This window comes from Microbacterium cremeum (assembly GCF_015277855.1).
In the GTDB taxonomy this organism is placed as follows: domain Bacteria; phylum Actinomycetota; class Actinomycetes; order Actinomycetales; family Microbacteriaceae; genus Microbacterium; species Microbacterium cremeum.
Genome location: NZ_CP063812.1, coordinates 1,040,376 through 1,057,958, shown reverse-complemented (window position 1 = coordinate 1,057,958; position 17,583 = coordinate 1,040,376). Strand labels below are relative to the sequence as shown.

General features: G+C 70.8%; 16 protein-coding genes, 1 tRNA gene and 1 other RNA gene. 9 read left to right on the top strand and 9 right to left on the bottom strand.

Features of this window, described 5'->3' with window-relative positions:
- Positions 1–15: 15 nt before the first annotated feature.
- The 4 genes from IM778_RS04520 to pta all read right to left on the bottom strand — a co-directional run bounded on the left by IM778_RS04520 (position 16) and on the right by pta (position 6,798).
- Positions 16–2,565: a glycoside hydrolase family 65 protein gene (locus IM778_RS04520; RefSeq protein WP_194410881.1), complete on the bottom strand. Its 2,550-nt coding sequence runs from the start codon at positions 2,563–2,565 to the stop codon at positions 16–18.
- The gene (locus IM778_RS04515) at positions 2,562–3,287 is read right to left on the bottom strand and encodes an HAD family hydrolase (RefSeq protein ID WP_194411727.1); all 726 of its coding nucleotides are present in this window, start codon (positions 3,285–3,287) and stop codon (positions 2,562–2,564) included. The genes IM778_RS04520 and IM778_RS04515 overlap by 4 nt, the downstream gene beginning before the upstream one ends.
- Positions 3,288–3,352: 65 nt before the next feature.
- Entirely contained in the window at positions 3,353–4,603 is a 1,251-nt protein-coding gene (locus IM778_RS04510) for an acetate/propionate family kinase (RefSeq protein ID WP_194411726.1), read from the bottom strand.
- A gap of 23 nt (positions 4,604–4,626) precedes the next feature.
- The gene (pta, locus tag IM778_RS04505) at positions 4,627–6,798 is read right to left on the bottom strand and encodes a phosphate acetyltransferase (RefSeq protein ID WP_194410880.1); all 2,172 of its coding nucleotides are present in this window, start codon (positions 6,796–6,798) and stop codon (positions 4,627–4,629) included.
- 68 nt (positions 6,799–6,866) lie between these two features.
- On the opposite strand from pta, the gene IM778_RS04500 reads away from it, so the two are divergent.
- Positions 6,867–7,538, top strand: a complete 672-nt coding sequence (locus tag IM778_RS04500; RefSeq protein ID WP_194410879.1) for an NUDIX domain-containing protein — start codon at positions 6,867–6,869, stop codon at positions 7,536–7,538.
- Here IM778_RS04500 and ffs read toward each other — a convergent pair.
- Positions 7,533–7,629: signal recognition particle sRNA small type (ffs, locus tag IM778_RS04495), an RNA gene on the bottom strand. The two genes, IM778_RS04500 and ffs, sit on opposite strands and share 6 nt — an antisense overlap.
- Before the next feature lie 145 nt (positions 7,630–7,774).
- Here ffs and IM778_RS04490 point away from each other — a divergent pair.
- From IM778_RS04490 to IM778_RS04470, 5 genes are all read left to right on the top strand, one after another.
- Positions 7,775–8,794: an AAA family ATPase gene (locus IM778_RS04490; protein ID WP_194410878.1), complete on the top strand. Its 1,020-nt coding sequence runs from the start codon at positions 7,775–7,777 to the stop codon at positions 8,792–8,794.
- An 18-nt stretch (positions 8,795–8,812) separates the two neighbouring features.
- Positions 8,813–10,078 carry a DUF58 domain-containing protein gene (locus tag IM778_RS04485; protein ID WP_194410877.1) on the top strand — a complete coding sequence of 422 codons (1,266 nt, stop codon included), beginning with the start codon at positions 8,813–8,815 and terminating at the stop codon, positions 10,076–10,078.
- Complete coding sequence (locus IM778_RS04480) at positions 10,065–12,335, top strand: transglutaminase TgpA family protein (RefSeq protein ID WP_194410876.1); 2,271 nt, start codon at positions 10,065–10,067, stop codon at positions 12,333–12,335. The genes IM778_RS04485 and IM778_RS04480 overlap by 14 nt, the downstream gene beginning before the upstream one ends.
- A 41-nt stretch (positions 12,336–12,376) precedes the next feature.
- Positions 12,377–12,464 (top strand) — tRNA-Ser (locus tag IM778_RS04475).
- A gap of 175 nt (positions 12,465–12,639) precedes the next feature.
- Positions 12,640–12,972 (top strand): hypothetical protein, encoded by a 333-nt coding sequence (locus IM778_RS04470; RefSeq protein WP_228484749.1) that lies wholly within the window; start codon positions 12,640–12,642, stop codon positions 12,970–12,972.
- 397 nt (positions 12,973–13,369) lie between these two features.
- Here IM778_RS04470 and IM778_RS04465 read toward each other — a convergent pair whose 3' ends face one another.
- Positions 13,370–13,759 (bottom strand): hypothetical protein, encoded by a 390-nt coding sequence (locus IM778_RS04465; RefSeq protein ID WP_194410875.1) that lies wholly within the window; start codon positions 13,757–13,759, stop codon positions 13,370–13,372.
- 106 nt (positions 13,760–13,865) lie between these two features.
- Here IM778_RS04465 and IM778_RS04460 point away from each other — a divergent pair, with 106 nt between their 5' ends.
- Positions 13,866–14,009, top strand: coding sequence for a hypothetical protein (locus IM778_RS04460; protein ID WP_194410874.1), 144 nt, complete (start codon positions 13,866–13,868; stop codon positions 14,007–14,009).
- A 37-nt stretch (positions 14,010–14,046) separates the two neighbouring features.
- On the opposite strand, the gene IM778_RS04455 is transcribed toward IM778_RS04460, so the two are convergent.
- The gene (locus IM778_RS04455) at positions 14,047–14,574 is read right to left on the bottom strand and encodes a TetR/AcrR family transcriptional regulator (RefSeq protein WP_194410873.1); all 528 of its coding nucleotides are present in this window, start codon (positions 14,572–14,574) and stop codon (positions 14,047–14,049) included.
- Positions 14,575–14,664: 90 nt separating this feature from the next.
- Between IM778_RS04455 and IM778_RS04450 the strand changes: the two genes are divergently transcribed.
- The gene (locus tag IM778_RS04450; RefSeq protein ID WP_194410872.1) at positions 14,665–15,378 is read left to right on the top strand and encodes an MBL fold metallo-hydrolase; all 714 of its coding nucleotides are present in this window, start codon (positions 14,665–14,667) and stop codon (positions 15,376–15,378) included.
- A 14-nt stretch (positions 15,379–15,392) separates the two neighbouring features.
- Here IM778_RS04450 and IM778_RS04445 read toward each other — a convergent pair whose 3' ends face one another.
- On the bottom strand, positions 15,393–15,884 hold the full coding sequence (locus IM778_RS04445; RefSeq protein ID WP_194410871.1) for a bifunctional nuclease family protein: 492 nt from the start codon (positions 15,882–15,884) through the stop codon (positions 15,393–15,395).
- Positions 15,885–15,971: 87 nt separating this feature from the next.
- The gene (locus IM778_RS04440) at positions 15,972–16,451 is read right to left on the bottom strand and encodes a GNAT family N-acetyltransferase (protein ID WP_194410870.1); all 480 of its coding nucleotides are present in this window, start codon (positions 16,449–16,451) and stop codon (positions 15,972–15,974) included.
- 84 nt (positions 16,452–16,535) lie between these two features.
- Between IM778_RS04440 and IM778_RS04435 the strand changes: the two genes are divergently transcribed.
- Entirely contained in the window at positions 16,536–17,579 is a 1,044-nt protein-coding gene (locus IM778_RS04435) for an LLM class flavin-dependent oxidoreductase (RefSeq protein WP_194410869.1), read from the top strand.
- Positions 17,580–17,583 lie beyond the last annotated feature (4 nt).

Sequence of the window (17,583 nt, the reverse complement as noted above, 5' to 3'; positions counted from 1 at the left end):
CCGGCAGCGCCGGAGCTACGCGTCCGCGCCGTGCTCGACATCCGCCGTCCCCGCGATGACCGGGATCGACGAGGTCACCGTCGGCACGGACGCCGACAGCAGCGAGCCGTCCTCGCGGCGTGCGTCGCCGAGCTCGCGCAGCGTCGGGCGGCCCGAGATCACGGGGCCCTGGCCGTGGAGCGGCACCGCGACCTCTTCGCCCGCGCCGACGACGTAGCCGACGCCGCGCACGCTGAAGCCGACCGGGTTGCCTTCACCGGCGCGGACGCGCAGCTCGGCGCGGGTGAGCGTGACGGTCAGGCGGGTGCCGTGCCAGTGCAGCACGAACTCGAGCGAGGGCCAGCTCGCCGGAAGCCGCGGGTCGAACGACAACTCGCCGAAGTGGTCGCGCATCCCGCCGAATCCCGACACCAGCGCCGTCCATACGCCGCCGGCCGATGCGACGTGCACGCCGTCCGCAGCGTTGTGGTGCAGGTCGGCGAGGTCGACGAAGATCGACTGCCGGAAGTACTCCAGCGCGAGGTCCTGATACCCGACCTCGGCGGCGAGGATGGACTGCACGACCGCCGACAGCGTGGAATCGCCGGTGGTCAGCGGGTCGTAGTACTCGAAGTCGGCGAGCTTGTCCCGGTCCGAGAAGTGGTTGCCCTGCAGGAACAGCGCGAGCACCACGTCGGCCTGCTTGAGCACCTGGTAGCGGTAGATCACGAGCGGGTGGAAGTGCAGCAGCAGCGGCCGCTTGTCGGGCGGGGTGTTCTCGAGGTCCCAGATCTCGCGCTCGAGGAACACGTGATCCTGCGGGTGGATGCCGACACCCGGGCTGAACGGGATGTGCATCGCCTCGGCGGCCCGCTCCCAGGACTCGGGCTCGTCGGGATCGAGCGCGAGCCGGTCGACCATCTGGCGGTAGACCTCACCGTCGACCTCTGCCATCTCGCGGACCGTGCGCGCGGCGAAGCGCAGGTTGAACCGCGCCATGACGTTCGTGAAGAGGTTGTCGTTGACGACCGTGGTGTACTCGTCCGGCCCCGTCACGCCGTGGATGTGGAACGTGTCACCCTCGCCGTCGATCTCGCCGTCGCTCTGGCCGTCGCTCGTGCGCCAGAAGCCGAGGGTCGCCCACAGCCGGGCGGTCTCGACCGCGATGTCGACGCCCTCGCGGAACAGGAACTCGTCATCGCCGGTGGCCCGCACGTACTTCCCGAGCGCATAGCTCACGTCGGCGTTGATGTGGTACTGCGCCGTGCCCGCGGCGTAGTACGCGGATGCCTCTTCCCCGTTGATCGTGCGCCACGGAAACAGTGCGCCCGCCTCGTTGAGCTGGAACGCACGGCGTCGCGCCGCCGGGAGCATGAGGTATCGCATCCGCAGCGCGTTGCGGGCCCACAGCGGCGTCGTGTAGGCGAGGAACGGCAGGACGTAGATCTCGGTATCCCAGAAGTAGTGTCCGGAGTAGCCGGATCCGGTCATGCCCTTCGCCGGCACGCCGAGGCCGTCGGCGCGAGCCGACGCCTGCGCGAGCTGGAACAGGCACCACCGCGTCGCCTGCTGCAGGTCGTCGTGCCCGCCGATCCGCACGTCCGAACGCTCCCAGAAACCGTCGAGCCACTCCCGCTGCTGCGCAAGGATCGCGTCGACGCCCACCGTGAGCGCGCGGTCCAGCGTGCGGCGTCCGCGGTCGACGAGCTCACGCGCGGGCACGCCCCGCGACGTGTGGTAGCTGACGAGCTTGGTCACCCGGATCGGCACACCCGCCTTCGCCTGCACGCGGAAGACGTTCTTCGCGATGTCGGGCTCCACGAGCGTGCGGGCGGTGTACTCGTTGTCGGTCTCGACCAGGTGATCGGCCACCACCGCGACCGACATGCCCGAGTCGTTGACCCGGTACGACAGCGCCGTGCGCAGCTTGTCCTGCCAGTACTCCTGCGGCTGCAGCACGCGCTCGTGGAGCCGCTCGGTCTTGCGGGGGTCGAACGCCGCCTTGGCAGCGGCACGGGAGGCTGCCACCGGCGTACCGCCGTACACGTCCTCACCGTCCTGCCGGTTGATGATCTGGCACGAGACCGTCACCGGGGCGTCGGCGTTGAGCACGGTCACGTCCACGCTCATGATCGCGAGGTGCTTCTCTTCGAACGAGACCATGCGCTCGACGTCGATCCGCACCTCCTTGCCGGAGGGCGTCACCCACACGATGTGACGGCGCAGCACCCCGTCGCGCATGTCGAGCACACGCTCGTACTCGCGGATGTCGGCGACGTCCAGCGACAGCGGCTCATCGTCGACGTAGACACGCATGACCTTGGCGTCGGGTGCGTTGATGATCGTCTGCCCGACCTCGGCGAACCCGTACGCCTGCTCGGCGTGGCGGATCGGGAACGTCTCGTGGAAGCCGTTGATGTAGGTGCCGTGCTCGTAGGCGAAACGCCCCTCGGCGTGGTTGCCGCGCAGGCCGAGGTAGCCGTTGCCGACAGAGAACAGCGTCTCGGTGACGCCGGCGTCCTCGAGTGCGAACGACGTCTCGACCAGACGCCACGCATCGACGGGGAACCGATCGCGATCGATCATCGTGCGAACTCCTCCAGATCCTTCACCACGACATGGGCGCCCGCGTCGCGCAGCGCCTGTTCCCCCGCTCCGCGGTCGACGCCGACCACGAGGCCGAACCCGCCGGCGACCGCCGACTCGACGCCGCTCAGGGCGTCCTCGACGGCCGCACTGCGCGCGGCTTCGACGCCGAGCATCTGCGCGGCCTCGACGAACACGTCGGGCGCGGGCTTGGAGGCGAGGTCGTCGCGCTCGGCGATGACCCCGTCCATCACGACGGTGAAGCGGTCGCGGATGCCGGCTGCCGCGAGCACCTCCTCGGCGTTCTTCGAACTCGACACCACCGCCACCGGGGTGCCCGCGGCCGCGAGGGCGTCGAGCAGGCGCACCGAGCCCGGGTACGGGGCGATGCCCTCCGTGCGCAGGACGCGCTCGAAGACGGCGTTCTTGCGGTTGCCGATGCCGCAGACGGTGTCGGCCGTCGGCGGGTCTGACGGTTCGCCCCACGGCACCTCGACGTCACGCGAGCGCAGCAGCGAAGCCACCCCGTCGTACCTCTTCTTGCCGTCGAGGTGATCGAAGTAGTCGCGCTCCGTGTACGGCGGCGTGATGTCCCACGCCGCGAAGAGCTCTTCGAACATCGATTGCCACGCGTGCATATGCACCACCGCGGTGGGCGTCAGCACGCCGTCCAGGTCGAACAGCACCGCGTCGTAGGTGCTGAGGTCGGGCAGGGTGTCCATGGGCATTCCCCCAGGGTACGACGGGCAGGTGACGAACGCGGGTCTCGATGCGGCTCATTCCTCGCCTACTCGACCGTGCCCCGAGCGACGCTCAGCGTCTGCCGGGCGATCTCGAGCTCCTCGTCGGTGGGGACGACGAGGACGGTCACGGCCGAGGCATCCGTCGAGATGACGCGGATGCCTCGCGCGGCCGCCAGATTGCGCTCGGGGTCGATCTCGATTCCGGCGAAGCCCAGGGTCTGCAGCGCGTGCGATCGGACCAGCGGCGCGTTCTCGCCGATGCCCGCGGTGAACGAGATGACATCGACGCCGCCGAGCTGTGCGAGGTACGCGCCGGCGTAGGCGCGCAGCCGGTGCACGTACACCTCGAACGCGAGGATCGCGCGCTCGTCGCCCTGTGCGATCGCCGCGCGGACGTCGCGCAGGTCGTTCGATCCGGCCATGCCGAGGAAGCCGCTGCGCTTGTTGAGCAGGTCGTCGAGGTCGTCGATCGTCATGCCGGCCCGGCGGGCGAGGTGGATGAGCACCGCGGGGTCGATGTCGCCCGAGCGGGTGCCCATCATGAGGCCCTCGAGCGGCGTGAACCCCATCGACGTCTCGACCGAGCGCCCGCCGTCGATCGCGGTGACCGAGGCGCCGTTGCCCAGGTGGAACACGATCTGCTTGAGCGATTCGAGCGGCCGTCCGAGGAACGCCGCCGCCTCCTCGCTGACGAACTTGTGCGATGTGCCGTGGAATCCGTACCGGCGGATGCGGTGCGCCGCGGCGACCTCTGCGTCGATCGCATACGTGTACGCCTCGGGGGCCAGGGTCTGGTGGAACGCCGTGTCGAACACCGCGACGTGCGGCGCGTCGGGGAACGCCCGCTCGGCCGCGCGGATGCCCTCGAGGTTCGCCGGATTGTGCAGCGGCGCGAGCACCCCGAGATCGTCGATCGCCGCCTCGACGAGCGGCGTGATGACGGTCGGCTCGAAGAAGCGCGCGCCGCCGTGCACCACCCGGTGCCCCACGGCGATCGGCGGGTGCTCGTCGAGCGAGGGGCCGTCGGAGGAGAAGGCGTCGAGCATCACCCGGAACCCCGCGGTGTGGTCGGGGATCGGCAGCTCGCGCGTCGTCGTCGCGTCGACGACGGTGGGCGCGGGACCGTCCGGCGCGGCGAGGGCGGCCGCGTGCACGGTGTGCCGCGCGACGCCTTCTCCGAATCCCCCGCCGATCCGCTCGACCAGACCCGACGCGAGCGTGGACTCGGTGTCCATGTCGATGAGCTGGTACTTGAACGACGACGACCCGCTGTTGATCACGAGCACCGGTGTCATGCCCTCACCTCCCTGATCGGGCATCACTCCCCCTGCGCCTGGATCGCCGTGATGGCGATCGTGTTCACGATGTCGTCCACCAGCGCCCCGCGCGAGAGGTCGTTGATCGGCTTGTTGAGTCCCTGCAGCACCGGACCGATCGCGATGGCGCCGGCCGACCGCTGCACCGCCTTGTAGGTGTTGTTGCCCGTGTTGAGGTCGGGGAAGACGAACACGGTCGCACGGCCGGCGACGTCCGAGCCCGGCATCTTCGCCGCCGCCACGGCGGCGTCGGCGGCCGCGTCGTACTGGATCGGCCCCTCGACGAGCAGCTCGGGCGCCCGCGCGCGGACGAGGGCCGTGGCATCCCTCACCTTCTCGACATCGGCTCCGGAGCCGGACTCCCCCGTCGAGTACGACAGCATCGCCACGCGCGGCTCGATGCCGAACTGCGCCGCGGTCGCCGCCGACGAGATCGCGATGTCGGCGAGCTGCTCGCTCGTGGGATCGGGGATGACGGCGCAGTCGCCGTAGACCAGGACCCGGTCGGCGAGCGCCATGAAGAACACGCTCGAGACGACCGAGACGCCGGGCTTGGTCTTGATGATCTCGAACGCCGGCCGGATCGTGTGCGCCGTGGTGTGGGCGGCACCCGACACCATGCCGTCGGCGAGGCCGGTGTGCACCATGAGCGTGCCGAAATACGACACGTCGGTGACCGTGTCGGCGGCCTGGGCGTGCGTCACGCCCTTGTGGGCGCGCAGCCGCGCGTACTCTTCGGCGAACCGGTTCACGTGGACCGCGTCGAACGGCGACAGCACCTCGGCGGCCTGGATGTCGATGCCGAGCTCGATCGCACGCGCACGCACCTCGAAGGGCTCACCGAGGATCACGAGGTCGGCGATGCCGCGCTTGAGCACGGTCGCCGCGGCCCGCAGCACCCGGTCGTCGTCGCCTTCGGGCAGCACGATCCGCTTGCGCTGGGCGCGTGCCCGCTCGATGAGCTGGAACTCGAACATCAGCGGCGTCACGACGGTGGCGCGTGCGACGCCGAACGCCTCGAGCAGCTCATCGGTGTCGACGCTCTGCTCGAACAGCGCCAGCGCGGTGTCGTAGCGGCGGCGCGAGTCGGCGGCCAGGCGCCCGCGCGTGCCCATGATGCGCACCGCGGTCTCGTACGTGCCGAGATCGGTCGTGACGATCGGGACCTTCGAGGCGAGACCGTCGAGGAGACGCGTGACCGACTCCGGCAGCTCGAACCCGCCGTTGAGCACGACGCCCGAGATCGACGGGAAGGTGCCCGACGCGTCGGCGAGCAGCGTCGCCAGCAGCACCTCGGAGCGGTCGGCGGGGATGATGACGACGGCGCCCTCGAGCAGACGGGGCAGCACGTTCACCATCGACATGCCGGCGACCACGACCGCGAGCGCCTCGCGCGTCAGCCGCTCGGGATCGCCCGACAGCAGCGCGCCGTCGACCGCGCGCATGACCCCGCGGATCGACGGGGCGACGAGGTAGCGGTCCTCGGGGATCGCCCACACCGGAACCGCGGCCTGCGCCCCGGAGGCATCGACCGCGCCGGCCCCGGCGGTGGCAGGGCCGTGATGGGCTCGGACCGAGCGGCGGATCGCCTCGATCGTCTCGTCGGTGTGCACCGGGTCGGCGCGGTTGGCGACCACGGCGAACAGCTTCGCTCGGCCGTGCGCGAGCTCGGCGAGAGCGAGATCGGCGATCTGTCCCATCTCGGCGGGCGTGCGGGCCAGGGAGGATCCGAGCGCCTCGGGCTGCGTCTCGTGCTGCCCCGAGCGGCCGCCCAGCACCAGCAGCACCGGCGCTCCGAGGTTGGCGGCGATGCGCGCGTTGTACGCGAGCTCCGCGGGACTGCCCACGTCGGTGTAGTCGCTGCCCACCACCACGACCGCGTCGCATCGGGCCTCGACGGCCTTGTAGCGCTCGACGATCGTCGCGAGCGCGGCATCCGGATCCCGCCTCACGTCGTCGTAGGTGACCCCGATGCAGTCGTCGTACGCGAGGTCGACGCCGTCGTGGTCGAGGAGCATCTCGAGCACGTAGTCGCGTTCGACCGTCGAGCGCGCGATCGCGCGGAACACGCCGACCCGCGGCGTCGCGTGGCTCAGTGCGTCGAGCACGCCGAGCGCGACCGTCGACTTTCCGGAGTGGCCTTCGGCCGACGTGATGTAGATGCGGCGCGCCACCCCTCCACCCTAGGAGCGCGACCGACGGCGCGGCCAGGCGCGCGCCCGATCCCGGATACTCTCGCAGCATGACGATCCCCCGGCCCGGAATCGACATCCCCGACCATCGCGGACGCACGGGACTCGACCGCACGGGGCGCGACCTCGACCGCAATCCCGACGTACGGGTGACGGATGTCGAGCTGCTCGCCGCCGGCTGGCACGTGCTCCGCCGGACCACGCTCGAGTACCGCGGCCCGTCCGGCGAGTGGGAGACGCAGCATCGCGAGACGTACGACCGCGGCAACGGAGCGACCATCCTGCTGTACGACCCGGCACGGCGCACGGTGCTGCTGACGCGCCAGTTCCGCTATCCCGTCTACGTCAACGACCACCCCGACGGGATGCTGATCGAGACCGCCGCCGGACTCCTCGACGAGGACGACCCGGCGACCGCGATCCGGCGCGAGGCGGCCGAGGAGACCGGCGTCGAGGTCGGCGAGCTCGAGCACGTGTGGGACGTGTACATGAGTCCCGGGTCGGTCACCGAGCGCATCCACTTCTTCGCCGCGCCGTACGACGGCCGGGTCAGGACCGGCGAACGCGGCGGCCTCGCCGACGAGGGCGAGCACATCAAGCTGCTCGAGCCCCGCATCGACGAGGCGCTCGCGATGGTGCGCGACGGGCGCATCCAGGACGCGAAGACCATCATGCTGCTGCAGTGGGCGGTCCTCGACGGTCCGTTCGCCCGGGAAAAGTAAGACTCTCCGCGAACCCGGCAGAGCCCGGTTACCCTTGCTACGTTTCCGTCCTGGGGGAGTTGGCCTGGATGCCGCCTCGCGGAGAGCTGCCACCAGTCTAACCCCGCGCGAGAGCTCCGCTCGCCCAGGGATCTCCCAGTGCCGCCCGACCCCCGCCGCGGTTAGGATCGAGCCGTGGGCGAGGGAGCCCGCGCTCACCCGCCGACCCGCCCGAACGGGCGGACGAGGAGGCCTCGATGGTCGATACCGCGATGACGGATGCCGTGCACGGCGGAACGACGGGAGCACTCACGGCCGATGGGTTCGCACGGATCACCGACGCGATCCTCGAGTCGGTCGGCAACGTCATCGACGGCAAGCCGGAAGCCGTTCGCAGCGCGCTGGTGTGCCTGCTCGCCGAGGGGCACCTGCTCATCGAGGACGTGCCGGGCGTCGGCAAGACCATGCTGGCGCGCGCGCTCGCGACCTCCGTCGACGCGACGGTCCGCCGCATCCAGTTCACCCCGGATCTGCTTCCCGGCGACGTGACGGGCGTGAGCGTGTTCAACCCGGTGGAGCGCGAGTTCGAGTTCAAGCCGGGTGCGATCTTCGCGAACATCGTGATCGCCGACGAGATCAACCGGTCGTCGCCCAAGACCCAGTCGGCGCTGCTCGAAGCGATGGAGGAGCGTCAGGTGACCGTCGACGGGCGCACGCACTACGTGCCCGAGCCGTTCCTCGTCGTCGCGACCCAGAACCCTCTCGAGATGGAGGGCACGTACGCCCTCCCCGAGGCTCAGCGCGACCGCTTCATGATGCGCATCTCGATGGGTTACCCCGACGCGCGGTCCGAGGCCGTCATGCTGCGCCAGCGCGATACCGTGAACCCGCTCGACAGGCTCGCCCCGGTGGTCACGGGCGAGCAGGTCGCGGGACTCATCGCCTGGGCGCGCGCGGTGCATGTCGCCCCGGCGATCGAGGACTACGCCGTCGCACTGTCGCAGGCGACGCGCACGCACACCGATCTCCGGCTGGGAGCGAGCCCGCGCGCGACGCTGCAGCTCGTGCGCGCCGCGAAGGTGTGGGCGGCTCTCGACGGCCGCGGGTTCGTCATCCCGGACGACATCACGGCGCTGCTCGTGCCGGTGTTCGCGCACCGCATCATCCCCACGCGCTCGGCCGGCGGGGCGCGAGCCCGCACCACCGCCGAGGCCATCACCACGATCCTCGAGCGCATCGCCGCGGGCGTGCGGGTCCCGATCGCCTCGCGTCAGTGAGCAGACGGTGAGCGCGCGATGAGACGCCTGTGGCCGCTGACCGTCCGGGGCACCGGCGCCCTGATCCTCGCGCTGGTGTGCTTCATCGTGGCGAACGAGGCCGGGATCGCCGAGCTGATGTACTTCGGCATCCTCCTGATCGCGGTCGTCGCCGCCGGCGTCGCCTCGCTGTATCTCGGGCGGCGCACCGATGTGGTGACCCGCTCGCTCTCACCCGACGTGGCGTCGGTGGGCCGCGAGTCGCACGTCTCGGTGCAGGTGGGCGTGCGCGCGGCGCTGCCGACGCCACCCGGGACGTGGCACGACACGCTTCCCAAGGGACTCCGCGGCAAGGCGGACGGCGTGTTCCCGGCGCTCAGCTCGGGACTGCGCGGGGATGTGCGTGTCGTCGACCTCGCGTACACGGTCACCGGCGCCCGGCGCGGCGTCCATCCTCTCGGCCCGCTGTCGGTGCGCACGTCGGATCCGTTCGGCCTCGCGCGCCGCACCATCGTGTTCGGCGAGCGCACGCCGGTGACGGTGGCGCCCGCAGTGGTCGACCTGTCTCCGCTCGTGGACTACGCCGGTGCCGCCGGCGGCACCCTCCACACCACGACCAACCAGCTCGGGCAGGGCGCCGACAACCTCGTCGCCCGCCCGTACGCCCCGGGTGATTCGATGCGCCGCATCCACTGGCGTGCCACGGCGCACCGCGACGCGCTCATGGTGCGTCAGGAGGAGCAGGAGTCGACTCCGGAGGCGACGGTCGTGCTCGACCGGGCGGCGCTGCGGTGGTCGACCGAGGCGCTGCAGGCGCCCGGCGCCGACCCGGGGTTCGAAGCGGGCGTGTCGGCGTGCGTCTCGGTGGTCGCACGGCTCGTCCACGACGGCTACGCCGTGGAGGTGCTCGACAGCGACGGCACGCCGCTCTACGGATCCGCGGGCCTTGCCGAGCGCATCGACGGCGGCGACATGACCGAGGTCGAGGCGATGCTCGTCCAGTTCGCGACCGTGACCGCACGGCGCGACGACAGCCTGCCCCACCTCGGCCGGCTCTTCGCGGGCATCTCGACAGGCCCGGTCGTCGTGATCGTCGGGCGCCTGGACCCCGCGGATGCCGACGCCATCGGCCCGGTCGCGCACCACAGCACCCTCCCGTTGATCCTCGCCGCGGCTCCCGTCGGCGATGCCCTCGAGCGTGCCGCCGACCACGGCTGGAACGTCGCCACGATCGATCCGGATCGGGATCTGGGGCTCACGTGGGTGAACGCCGTCGGTCGCGGGGTGCAGCATGTCCTCCGCTGACGCCGGGCGCCCGGCGCGACGCGGCGGCTTGCTGCTCGTCGGGGCGATCCTTGCGGCGCTCATGGCGGCGATCCTCCCGGTCACCCGCGTGATCGAGTCCGGCGTGTGGCTGGTGGGAGCCCTGGTTCTGGCGGTGCTGATCCTCGCCGCCGGCTACAACGCGCGACGATTCCACCTGCCCGCGATCGCCGTGACGCTGATCGAGGCCGCGGTGTGGGTCGTCTTCATGACGGTGGTGTACCTCCGCGACACGGCGCTGCTGTGGGTGGTGCCCACGCTCGACTCGATCCGCACCGTGCCCGCGCTGCTCGACACGGCGATGGAGGAGATCACCCTCGGCGCCGCTCCGCTGGAGCCGACGGCGGCGCTCGCCTTCGTCGTGGTCGGCGCGATGGGGCTGCTCACGATCATCGTCGATCACGTCGTCGTGACGGCACGGATGCCGCTGCTCGCGGCGGTCGGCATCGTCACGGTCTCGCTCATCCCGGCGATCGCGGTGCCGAGCGAGGTCGACGTCGTCGGGTTCGTCTTCCTGGCCGTCACGATCCTCTTCCTCCTGCGCGCCGAGACGCGCTCGCGTGAGAAGCCGCTCGAGCAGGAGGCGGAGCGCACCGCGGGGGTGCCCGCGACGGCGATCGGCATCGGCGCGATCGCGGTGGTGGTCGCGGTCGTCGCGACGCCGATGCTCCCGCAGCCCGTCGCGCGCGCCGGCGCCGGCGTCGGCCCCGGTCCTGGCATCGACGCGACGCTCCAGCTGGGCGACGATCTGCGCCGCCCGCAGGAGATCGAGGTGATGCGGGTGCGCACCGACTCGCCGACCGTTCCCTACCTGCGCGCCACGACCCTCTCGCGCTTCGAGGGCGGCGTGTGGGAGCCCGACCGAGCGCAGTCGGTGTCGGTCGACAGCGAGCGTGCCCTCGGCGACGTCGCGGTCGACCCCGACATCCGGGTGACCGAGTACCTGTCGAGCCTCGACGTGGTCAACCTCGCTTCGCCGTGGGCGCCGGTCCCGTTCCCGGCGGTCGAGGTGACGGGGCTCGAAGGCACGTGGGGCGCAGTGCCGTACAACCGCACCGTGGTGTCGCGATCGGGGTCGACCCAGGGCCAGGACTACGACGTCCGGTACACGGTGCCGCGTCCGTCGCTCGAGCAGGCTCGTGCCTCCACCGCGAGCGGCGTGCCGGTGCGCGACGAGACGACGGAGCTGCCCGTCGACATGCCGCCGATCATCGGCGAGCTCGCCGCCGAGGTGACCGCGGGCGCCGCGAACGACTACGACCGACTGGTCGCGCTGCAGCGGTGGTTCCGCAGCGGCGACTTCCAGTATTCGCTCGACGCCCCGGTCGAGGAGGGCTTCGACGGCAGCGGTGCCGAGGCCGTCGCGCAGTTCCTCGAGGTGCGCGAGGGGTACTGCGTGCACTTCGCGTCGGCGTTCGCCCTCATGGCGCGCACGCTCCACATGCCGTCGCGCATCGTGGTCGGGTATCTCCCGGGCGAGCCGACGACGGACTCCGTCAACGGGCAGCCGGTGTACTCGGTGTCGAGCTCGCAACTGCACGCCTGGCCGGAGGTGTACTTCTCGGGCATCGGCTGGATCTCGTTCGAGCCGACGTCGGGGCTCGGCGTTCCGACCTCCTTCTCCCCCGCCTCGGTCTCGCTCGGGCAGCCAGGCGAGAGCGATCCGGCCGCACCGCGGTCGACGCCCACCCCGACCGCTCCCGTCGGTTCCGATGCCACCGACAGGATCGACGAGCGCGGCACAGGCACCGCAGCGTCGTCGGGCGGCGCTGTCGATCCGGTGCCGCTGTTCGGCGTCCTGCTGCTCGTGGTGGTCGTGTGCGCGCTGCCGTTCCTCGCGCGCGAGCTGCGTCGTCGCCAGCAGGACGCCGCGGCACGCCGAGGCGATGCGGCCGCGTCGTGGCAGTCGGTTCAGGATGCCGCGATCGACGTCGGCATCCCGGTTCCGGCGAGCGAGTCTCCTCGTGCCTTCGCCCGGCGCCTCGTCGTCGAGCACGGCGTCCCGGCGAACGAGATGAACACCGTGCTCGTCGCGATCGAGCGCGTCAGCTACTCCCGCGCCGGAACGCGGTCGTACTGGATGGGCGACGATGCGGCGAGCGCCGCCGCGACGGTGCGTTCCGCGCTCCTCGCCTCGGTGCCGCCCGCGCGCCGGATCCTGGCGCTCGCGGCTCCGCGCTCACTCGTCATCCGTCCCGGCAGCGTGTACGCGGGCAGCGTCCCGGTTCGGGCGCGATAGCGCGGCAGGGTAGGATGGTCGGCGGCCCTTCGGGGCCGCCTGGAGGATTCGCCTAGTGGCCTATGGCGCACGCTTGGAAAGCGTGTTGGGTGCAAGCCCTCAGGGGTTCGAATCCCCTATCCTCCGCCACGTGCTCCTGTGAAGAACTGGGATCGCGACCCCTCGGGAAGTCGCAGCCCGGCCGCTTCCCGCGCGCGTCATGATGGTCGCGGAGTCTGGGCCGTGTGGTGGGCTGGCGGGATAGGTACGGCGGGTGTCTGCGCACCCGGATGCGGATCTTCCGCCCCCCGCGCACAATGGCGGCATGCACAACGACGGCATGGAAGCGCAGAAGGCCATCGTCCGGATGTGGCGAGGCAGTGTGCGGAGTGAGGATACCGACGAGTACGTCGCGTACATCGAACGCACCGGCATGAGGGAGTATCGCGAGACGCCCGGGAACCTCGACGCGTGGATGTTGACACGCGACCTCGGCGACGGGACGACCGAGATCCTGACTGTGTCGCGCTGGCAGAGCCTTGAGGCGATCAAGGGTTTCGCCGGCGCGGACATCGAGACCGCCGTGTACTACCCCGAGGACGACCAGTTCCTCGTCGAGCGTGACGACAAGGTTCGCCATTGGACCCAGGTGTCGTAGCTCACGAAGTCCGCCCGCCTGTGGACTGCCGCGGTCGCATGGATTCGGCGGGCCGCTAGCTGATTACGAGTAGGTGTTCGCTCGCTACGTTGATCCCATGCGGCACCGTCTTGAAGCCCAGGGTGCGTCGACGGTCACTGCGTTCGTTTTCTTGGTGGGGGTCACGGCGTTCGGTGGCGATCCCGGGTGGACGAAGAGATCGTGCGACGACGTGACAACCGCCATCACTCGCACCGGATGCGCGGCCGATTAGCCTCATGCGGTTCTCGCTTCGGCCCGTCGCTTGCGGGTCAAGGTGCGGTCCTATTCAGGCCGCCGAGTGAGCGGTTCGTCCAGATTGTCACCAAGGAGATCCGTCAGGAGCCCTCAGGCCCGCAGAGTATGCGGGTTTCGGAGTTCAAGACAAGAGGTCGGCGCCGCCCTGATCGATCCATGCAAGGCCAGGGATCCACGCGACGAGGAGGTACGCGCTGACCGTCGCTGCGACGAGCGTGATCGTCGCCACCCAGCGGACCGCGCCCGCCAGCCGTGGCCACACGAGGCATACCACCATCGACGCCGCGGCAAGCAGCACGATCATGATGGTGGGAAGCAGCGCGGCGTCCAAGCGCTGAGAGACGAAGCAATTGCGCGGACCGGGGAGGGACAGCGCGCACGCTTCAGGTCCGAGAGGAACAGCGACCAACCAGATCGCGGCTAAGCCCACCAGCGCCGTCACAACAATCGGGGCTACCGTCGACAACGGCTTTCGCCGCTCCTCGGCTTTGACGATCGACGGATTCGACACAGGATGAGCGTAACTGCGTCATGTCCGGTCGTTCGCAGGCATACTCGTGGGCCGAGGCGGCGGTGATGGCACGCGACTACATCGCGGTCAGCCTCGGTGTTCCGCCGTGCTCGTACAAGATCCGCATATCGCGGGGGTCTGCACGGGAGTGGCGGGCCGGGGGTCCGTGACGAGCGAGGGGCCCGACTTCGCCGACGACCACTACATCGACGTCGAGAAGGAGTTCGCCGCGCGGCTCGCCAGCGACTGACGCGAGCGGGGTCTCCGTCGGCCCGGCACGCCGGCGGTCATCGTGCGGCGAGCCCGCGTCGCAGCGCGGCCAACCCGTACTCGAACGCCTCATCGACGTCTCCTCCGAGCCGGAAGGCGCCCGCCAGCTCCATGTGGATGAAGCCCGTGGCCCAGGCCGTCACGAGCCGCGCGGCCTCCAGCGCATGGTCCTCGCCCGCCAGCATCCCGGCGCTGCGCACGATCGTGGCCGCCGCCCGGTCGAGCGAGTCCTGCGGCGGAGACACCGCGAACACCAGCCGGAATCCCTCCGGCCGTTCGCGCGCGAACGCGCGGTACGCGCGTGTCAGCGACTCGAGAGAGTGATCGGATGCCTCGAGCCGGCGCGTCAGGTCGTCGACGGTGGCTCCGCAGACCGCCGCCACGAGTGCCTCGCGGTCCCGCACGCGCTTGTAGAGCGACGGTGCCCGGACTCCGACCCGGGCGGCCACGCCCTGCATCGTGAGGCCCGCGAGACCCTGCTCCTCGAGGATGTCGCGGCCCGCGTCGACGATCTGGGCAAGGGACGTGCGCTCTGGCGTCGGCATCGGCATCCTCCTGATAGCTATTGACAGTAGCTATGATAGCTACGTATCGTAGCCATTCCCACCCCCCCCCCTCATCGAAAGGCCACCGCCATGAAGCTCGGGCCGCACCTGCACCGCGTCGGCAACGACATCGTCGCCTCCTACCTCGTCGTCACCGACGAGGGCATCACGGTCATCGACGCCGGGCTGCCGGGGCACTGGCGCGATCTCACGCGCGAGCTCCGCACGATCGGCAGGACGGCCGACGACATCCGCGGACTCGTCCTCACGCACGGCGACAGCGACCACCTCGGGTTCGCGGAGCGGCTGCGCCGCGATCACGGCGTGCCCGTCTACGTGCACGCGGCCGACGCGCAGCGCGCCCGCACCGGCGAGAAGCCGAAGACCCCGGCGGGTCCGATGCGGCTGGGCCCGACCCTCGGGTTCTTCGCGTATGCGCTGCGCAAGCGCGCCGTGCCGACCAGGTACGTCTCGGAGGTCGTCGAGATCCGCGACGGCGACGTCCTCGATCTGCCCGGTGCTCCGGTGATCGTCGGGATGCCGGGGCACTCGCCCGGGAGCATCGCCGTGCACGTCCCGCTCGCCGACGCGGTCTTCGTCGGCGATGCGCTCACGACGCGCCACGTCCTCACCGGCCGCGAGGGCCTGCAGCCCGCGCCCTTCACCGACGCCCCGGCCGAGGCATCCGCATCACTCGATCGCCTCGCCGGACTCGAAGCGTCGTGGGTGCTCCCCGGACACGGCGCACCCTGGCGCGGCTCTCCGGCCGAGGTCGCGGCCGCCGTCCGAGCGGGCGGGCACTGACCCCGCGAACGAGGTCAGGCCTCGAAGTCCTCCGGCTCGACATCGTCGAGGAAGCGCTTGAACTCGTCGAGGCGTTCGGCGGCGTCGGTCTCGGTCAGCACGTCGGGAACACCGGCTTCCGTCATCACCTCTTCGGCCACCCAGATGCTCGCGCCGACGCGGGACGCGAGGGCGACGGCATCCGAGGGCCGCGCGTCGACGACCCGCTCGCCGAGCGCGGTCGCCAGCGTGATCTCGCCGTAGAACGTGCCCTCCTCGATGCGAGGCACCGCGACCCGCGTCACCTCGGCGCCCAGCGTCTCGAGCATGGTGCGCATGAGGTCGTGGGCGAGCGGACGCGGCACCGGGGCGTTCTCGAGGGCGACCAGGATCGATGTCGCTTCCAGCTGACCGATCCAGATGGGCAGAACGAGCCCGTCGCCCGGGATCTCGTCGAGGGGCTTCAGCAGCACGACGTGCTGACCGGTGGCGTCGAGAGCGACGCCGGCCACCCGAACCTGGATCATCGCGCCTCCTCTCGACCCGCCCCCGCGATCGGGGCCTCGCTGCCATCGTAAGCACGCTGTGCGTGCGCCGGACAGGGGCGGCCGATTTCAGCGAGGGAGGATCAGCTCGTAGCGGCGGCACGGCACTGTGACGGTTCCGCCTTCGATCGGCGCCTCGTATGCGAGCGGTCCGGCGTCGCGCCACCCTTCGCGCTCGTAGAAGTGGCGCGCCCGCGCGTTGCCGCTCACCACGGCGAGCCACGGCCGGGCGTGTCCCTGCGCGAGCAGCCGTCGCGCACCGTCGGCGAGCAGGTCGCGCGCCACGCCCGTGCCGCGGGCGGGGGCGGCGACGAACAGCTGCTCGAGCTCGTCGCCCTTGAGGGTCACGAAGCCGACGATGTCGCCGTCGACCTCGGCGACATGCGTGCGCCCGACCATTTCGGCGGCACGCGTGCGGAACGAGTCCGACTGGCGGTGCACCAGCAGTTCATCGGGGATGTGCCCGACGTGGCCGTCCCGCCACGCCGACTCCCACACCTCTGCGATGCGCGGGACGTCTGCGGGAACGGCAGGCCGGATGCTGGTCACGGCGCCAGGGTAGCGACAGGCTCCGACGCGCCGAGCACACCTATTCACCGGAATGGATGCCGCGGGCGTACGGTTGCAGACGACATGGAGCGCTTCGGAACCCTCTCGTTCGGACACTACGGCCCGCTCGGCGGTGGGCGGCAACTCACCGCCGCCGATTCGATGCGGCAGGCGATCGACCTCGCCCAGGGCATGGACGAGCTGGGCGTGAACGGCGCGTACTTCCGGGTGCACCACTTCGCGCGGCAGCAGTCCTCGCCGATGCCGCTCCTGGCCGCGATCGCGGCGCGCACCGAGCGCATCGAGGTGGGCACCGGCGTCATCGACATGCGCTACGAGAACCCGCTGTACCTGGCCGAGGAGGCGGCATCCGTCGACCTCATCTCGGGCGGCAGGCTCGCGCTCGGGGTGAGCCGCGGCTCACCCGAAACCGTCGTGCGAGGATACGAGGCCTTCGGCTACACCGGTTCTCAGGACCCGCGCGGAGCCGACATCGCACGCGAGCATTTCGAACTGTTCCTGCGCGCGATCGAGGGCGAGGGGCTGGCCGAGCGGGATGCCTCGTCCCCCTTCGGGGCCGGCGCGACCGGGCTGCAGCGCGTCGAGCCGCACTCCCCCGGCCTGCGCTCGCGGGTGTGGTGGGGTGCGGGCAACCGCGACTCGGCCGAGTGGGCCGGGCGCCGCGGCGTGAACCTCATGTCGTCGACGCTGCTGACCGAGGCCGACGGCACGCCGTTCGATCTGCTGCAGGCACAGCAGATCGATGCGTTCCGCGACGCGTGGCGCGAGGCCGGGCACGCCGGCGAGCCGCGCGTGTCGGTGAGCCGCTCGATCTTCCCGATCACCACGGCCGAGGACGCGATGTACTTCGGCGGACGGCAGGACGGCGACCAGATCGGCGTGATCGACGGCATCCGCTCCACCTTCGGCAAGACGTATGCGGCCGAACCCGATGTACTGGTCGAGCAGCTGAAGGAGGATGCCGCGATCGCGAGCGCCGACACGCTCATGCTCACGATCCCGAGCCAGCTGGGCGTCGAGTTCAACCTCCGCGTGATCGAGTCCTTCGCGAGGGATGTCGCGCCTTCTTTGGGCTGGACGCCCGGGAACGCGACGACAACCGTCTGACGCC

Bases quoted from the DNA above. Each gene is read 5' to 3' on its own strand.
- IM778_RS04435 (WP_194410869.1), top strand. From the start codon at position 16,536: ATGGAGCGCTTCGGAACCCTCTCGTTCGGACACTACGGCCCGCTCGGC.
- IM778_RS04445 (WP_194410871.1), bottom strand. From the start codon at position 15,884: ATGATCCAGGTTCGGGTGGCCGGCGTCGCTCTCGACGCCACCGGTCAG.
- IM778_RS04480 (WP_194410876.1), top strand. From the start codon at position 10,065: ATGTCCTCCGCTGACGCCGGGCGCCCGGCGCGACGCGGCGGCTTGCTG.
- IM778_RS04470 (WP_228484749.1), top strand. From the start codon at position 12,640: ATGCACAACGACGGCATGGAAGCGCAGAAGGCCATCGTCCGGATGTGG.
- IM778_RS04500 (WP_194410879.1), top strand. From the start codon at position 6,867: ATGACGATCCCCCGGCCCGGAATCGACATCCCCGACCATCGCGGACGC.
- IM778_RS04455 (WP_194410873.1), bottom strand. From the start codon at position 14,574: ATGCCGACGCCAGAGCGCACGTCCCTTGCCCAGATCGTCGACGCGGGC.
- IM778_RS04515 (WP_194411727.1), bottom strand. From the start codon at position 3,287: ATGGACACCCTGCCCGACCTCAGCACCTACGACGCGGTGCTGTTCGAC.
- IM778_RS04490 (WP_194410878.1), top strand. From the start codon at position 7,775: ATGGTCGATACCGCGATGACGGATGCCGTGCACGGCGGAACGACGGGA.
- IM778_RS04450 (WP_194410872.1), top strand. From the start codon at position 14,665: ATGAAGCTCGGGCCGCACCTGCACCGCGTCGGCAACGACATCGTCGCC.
- IM778_RS04510 (WP_194411726.1), bottom strand. From the start codon at position 4,603: ATGACACCGGTGCTCGTGATCAACAGCGGGTCGTCGTCGTTCAAGTAC.
- IM778_RS04485 (WP_194410877.1), top strand. From the start codon at position 8,813: ATGAGACGCCTGTGGCCGCTGACCGTCCGGGGCACCGGCGCCCTGATC.
- IM778_RS04520 (WP_194410881.1), bottom strand. From the start codon at position 2,565: ATGATCGATCGCGATCGGTTCCCCGTCGATGCGTGGCGTCTGGTCGAG.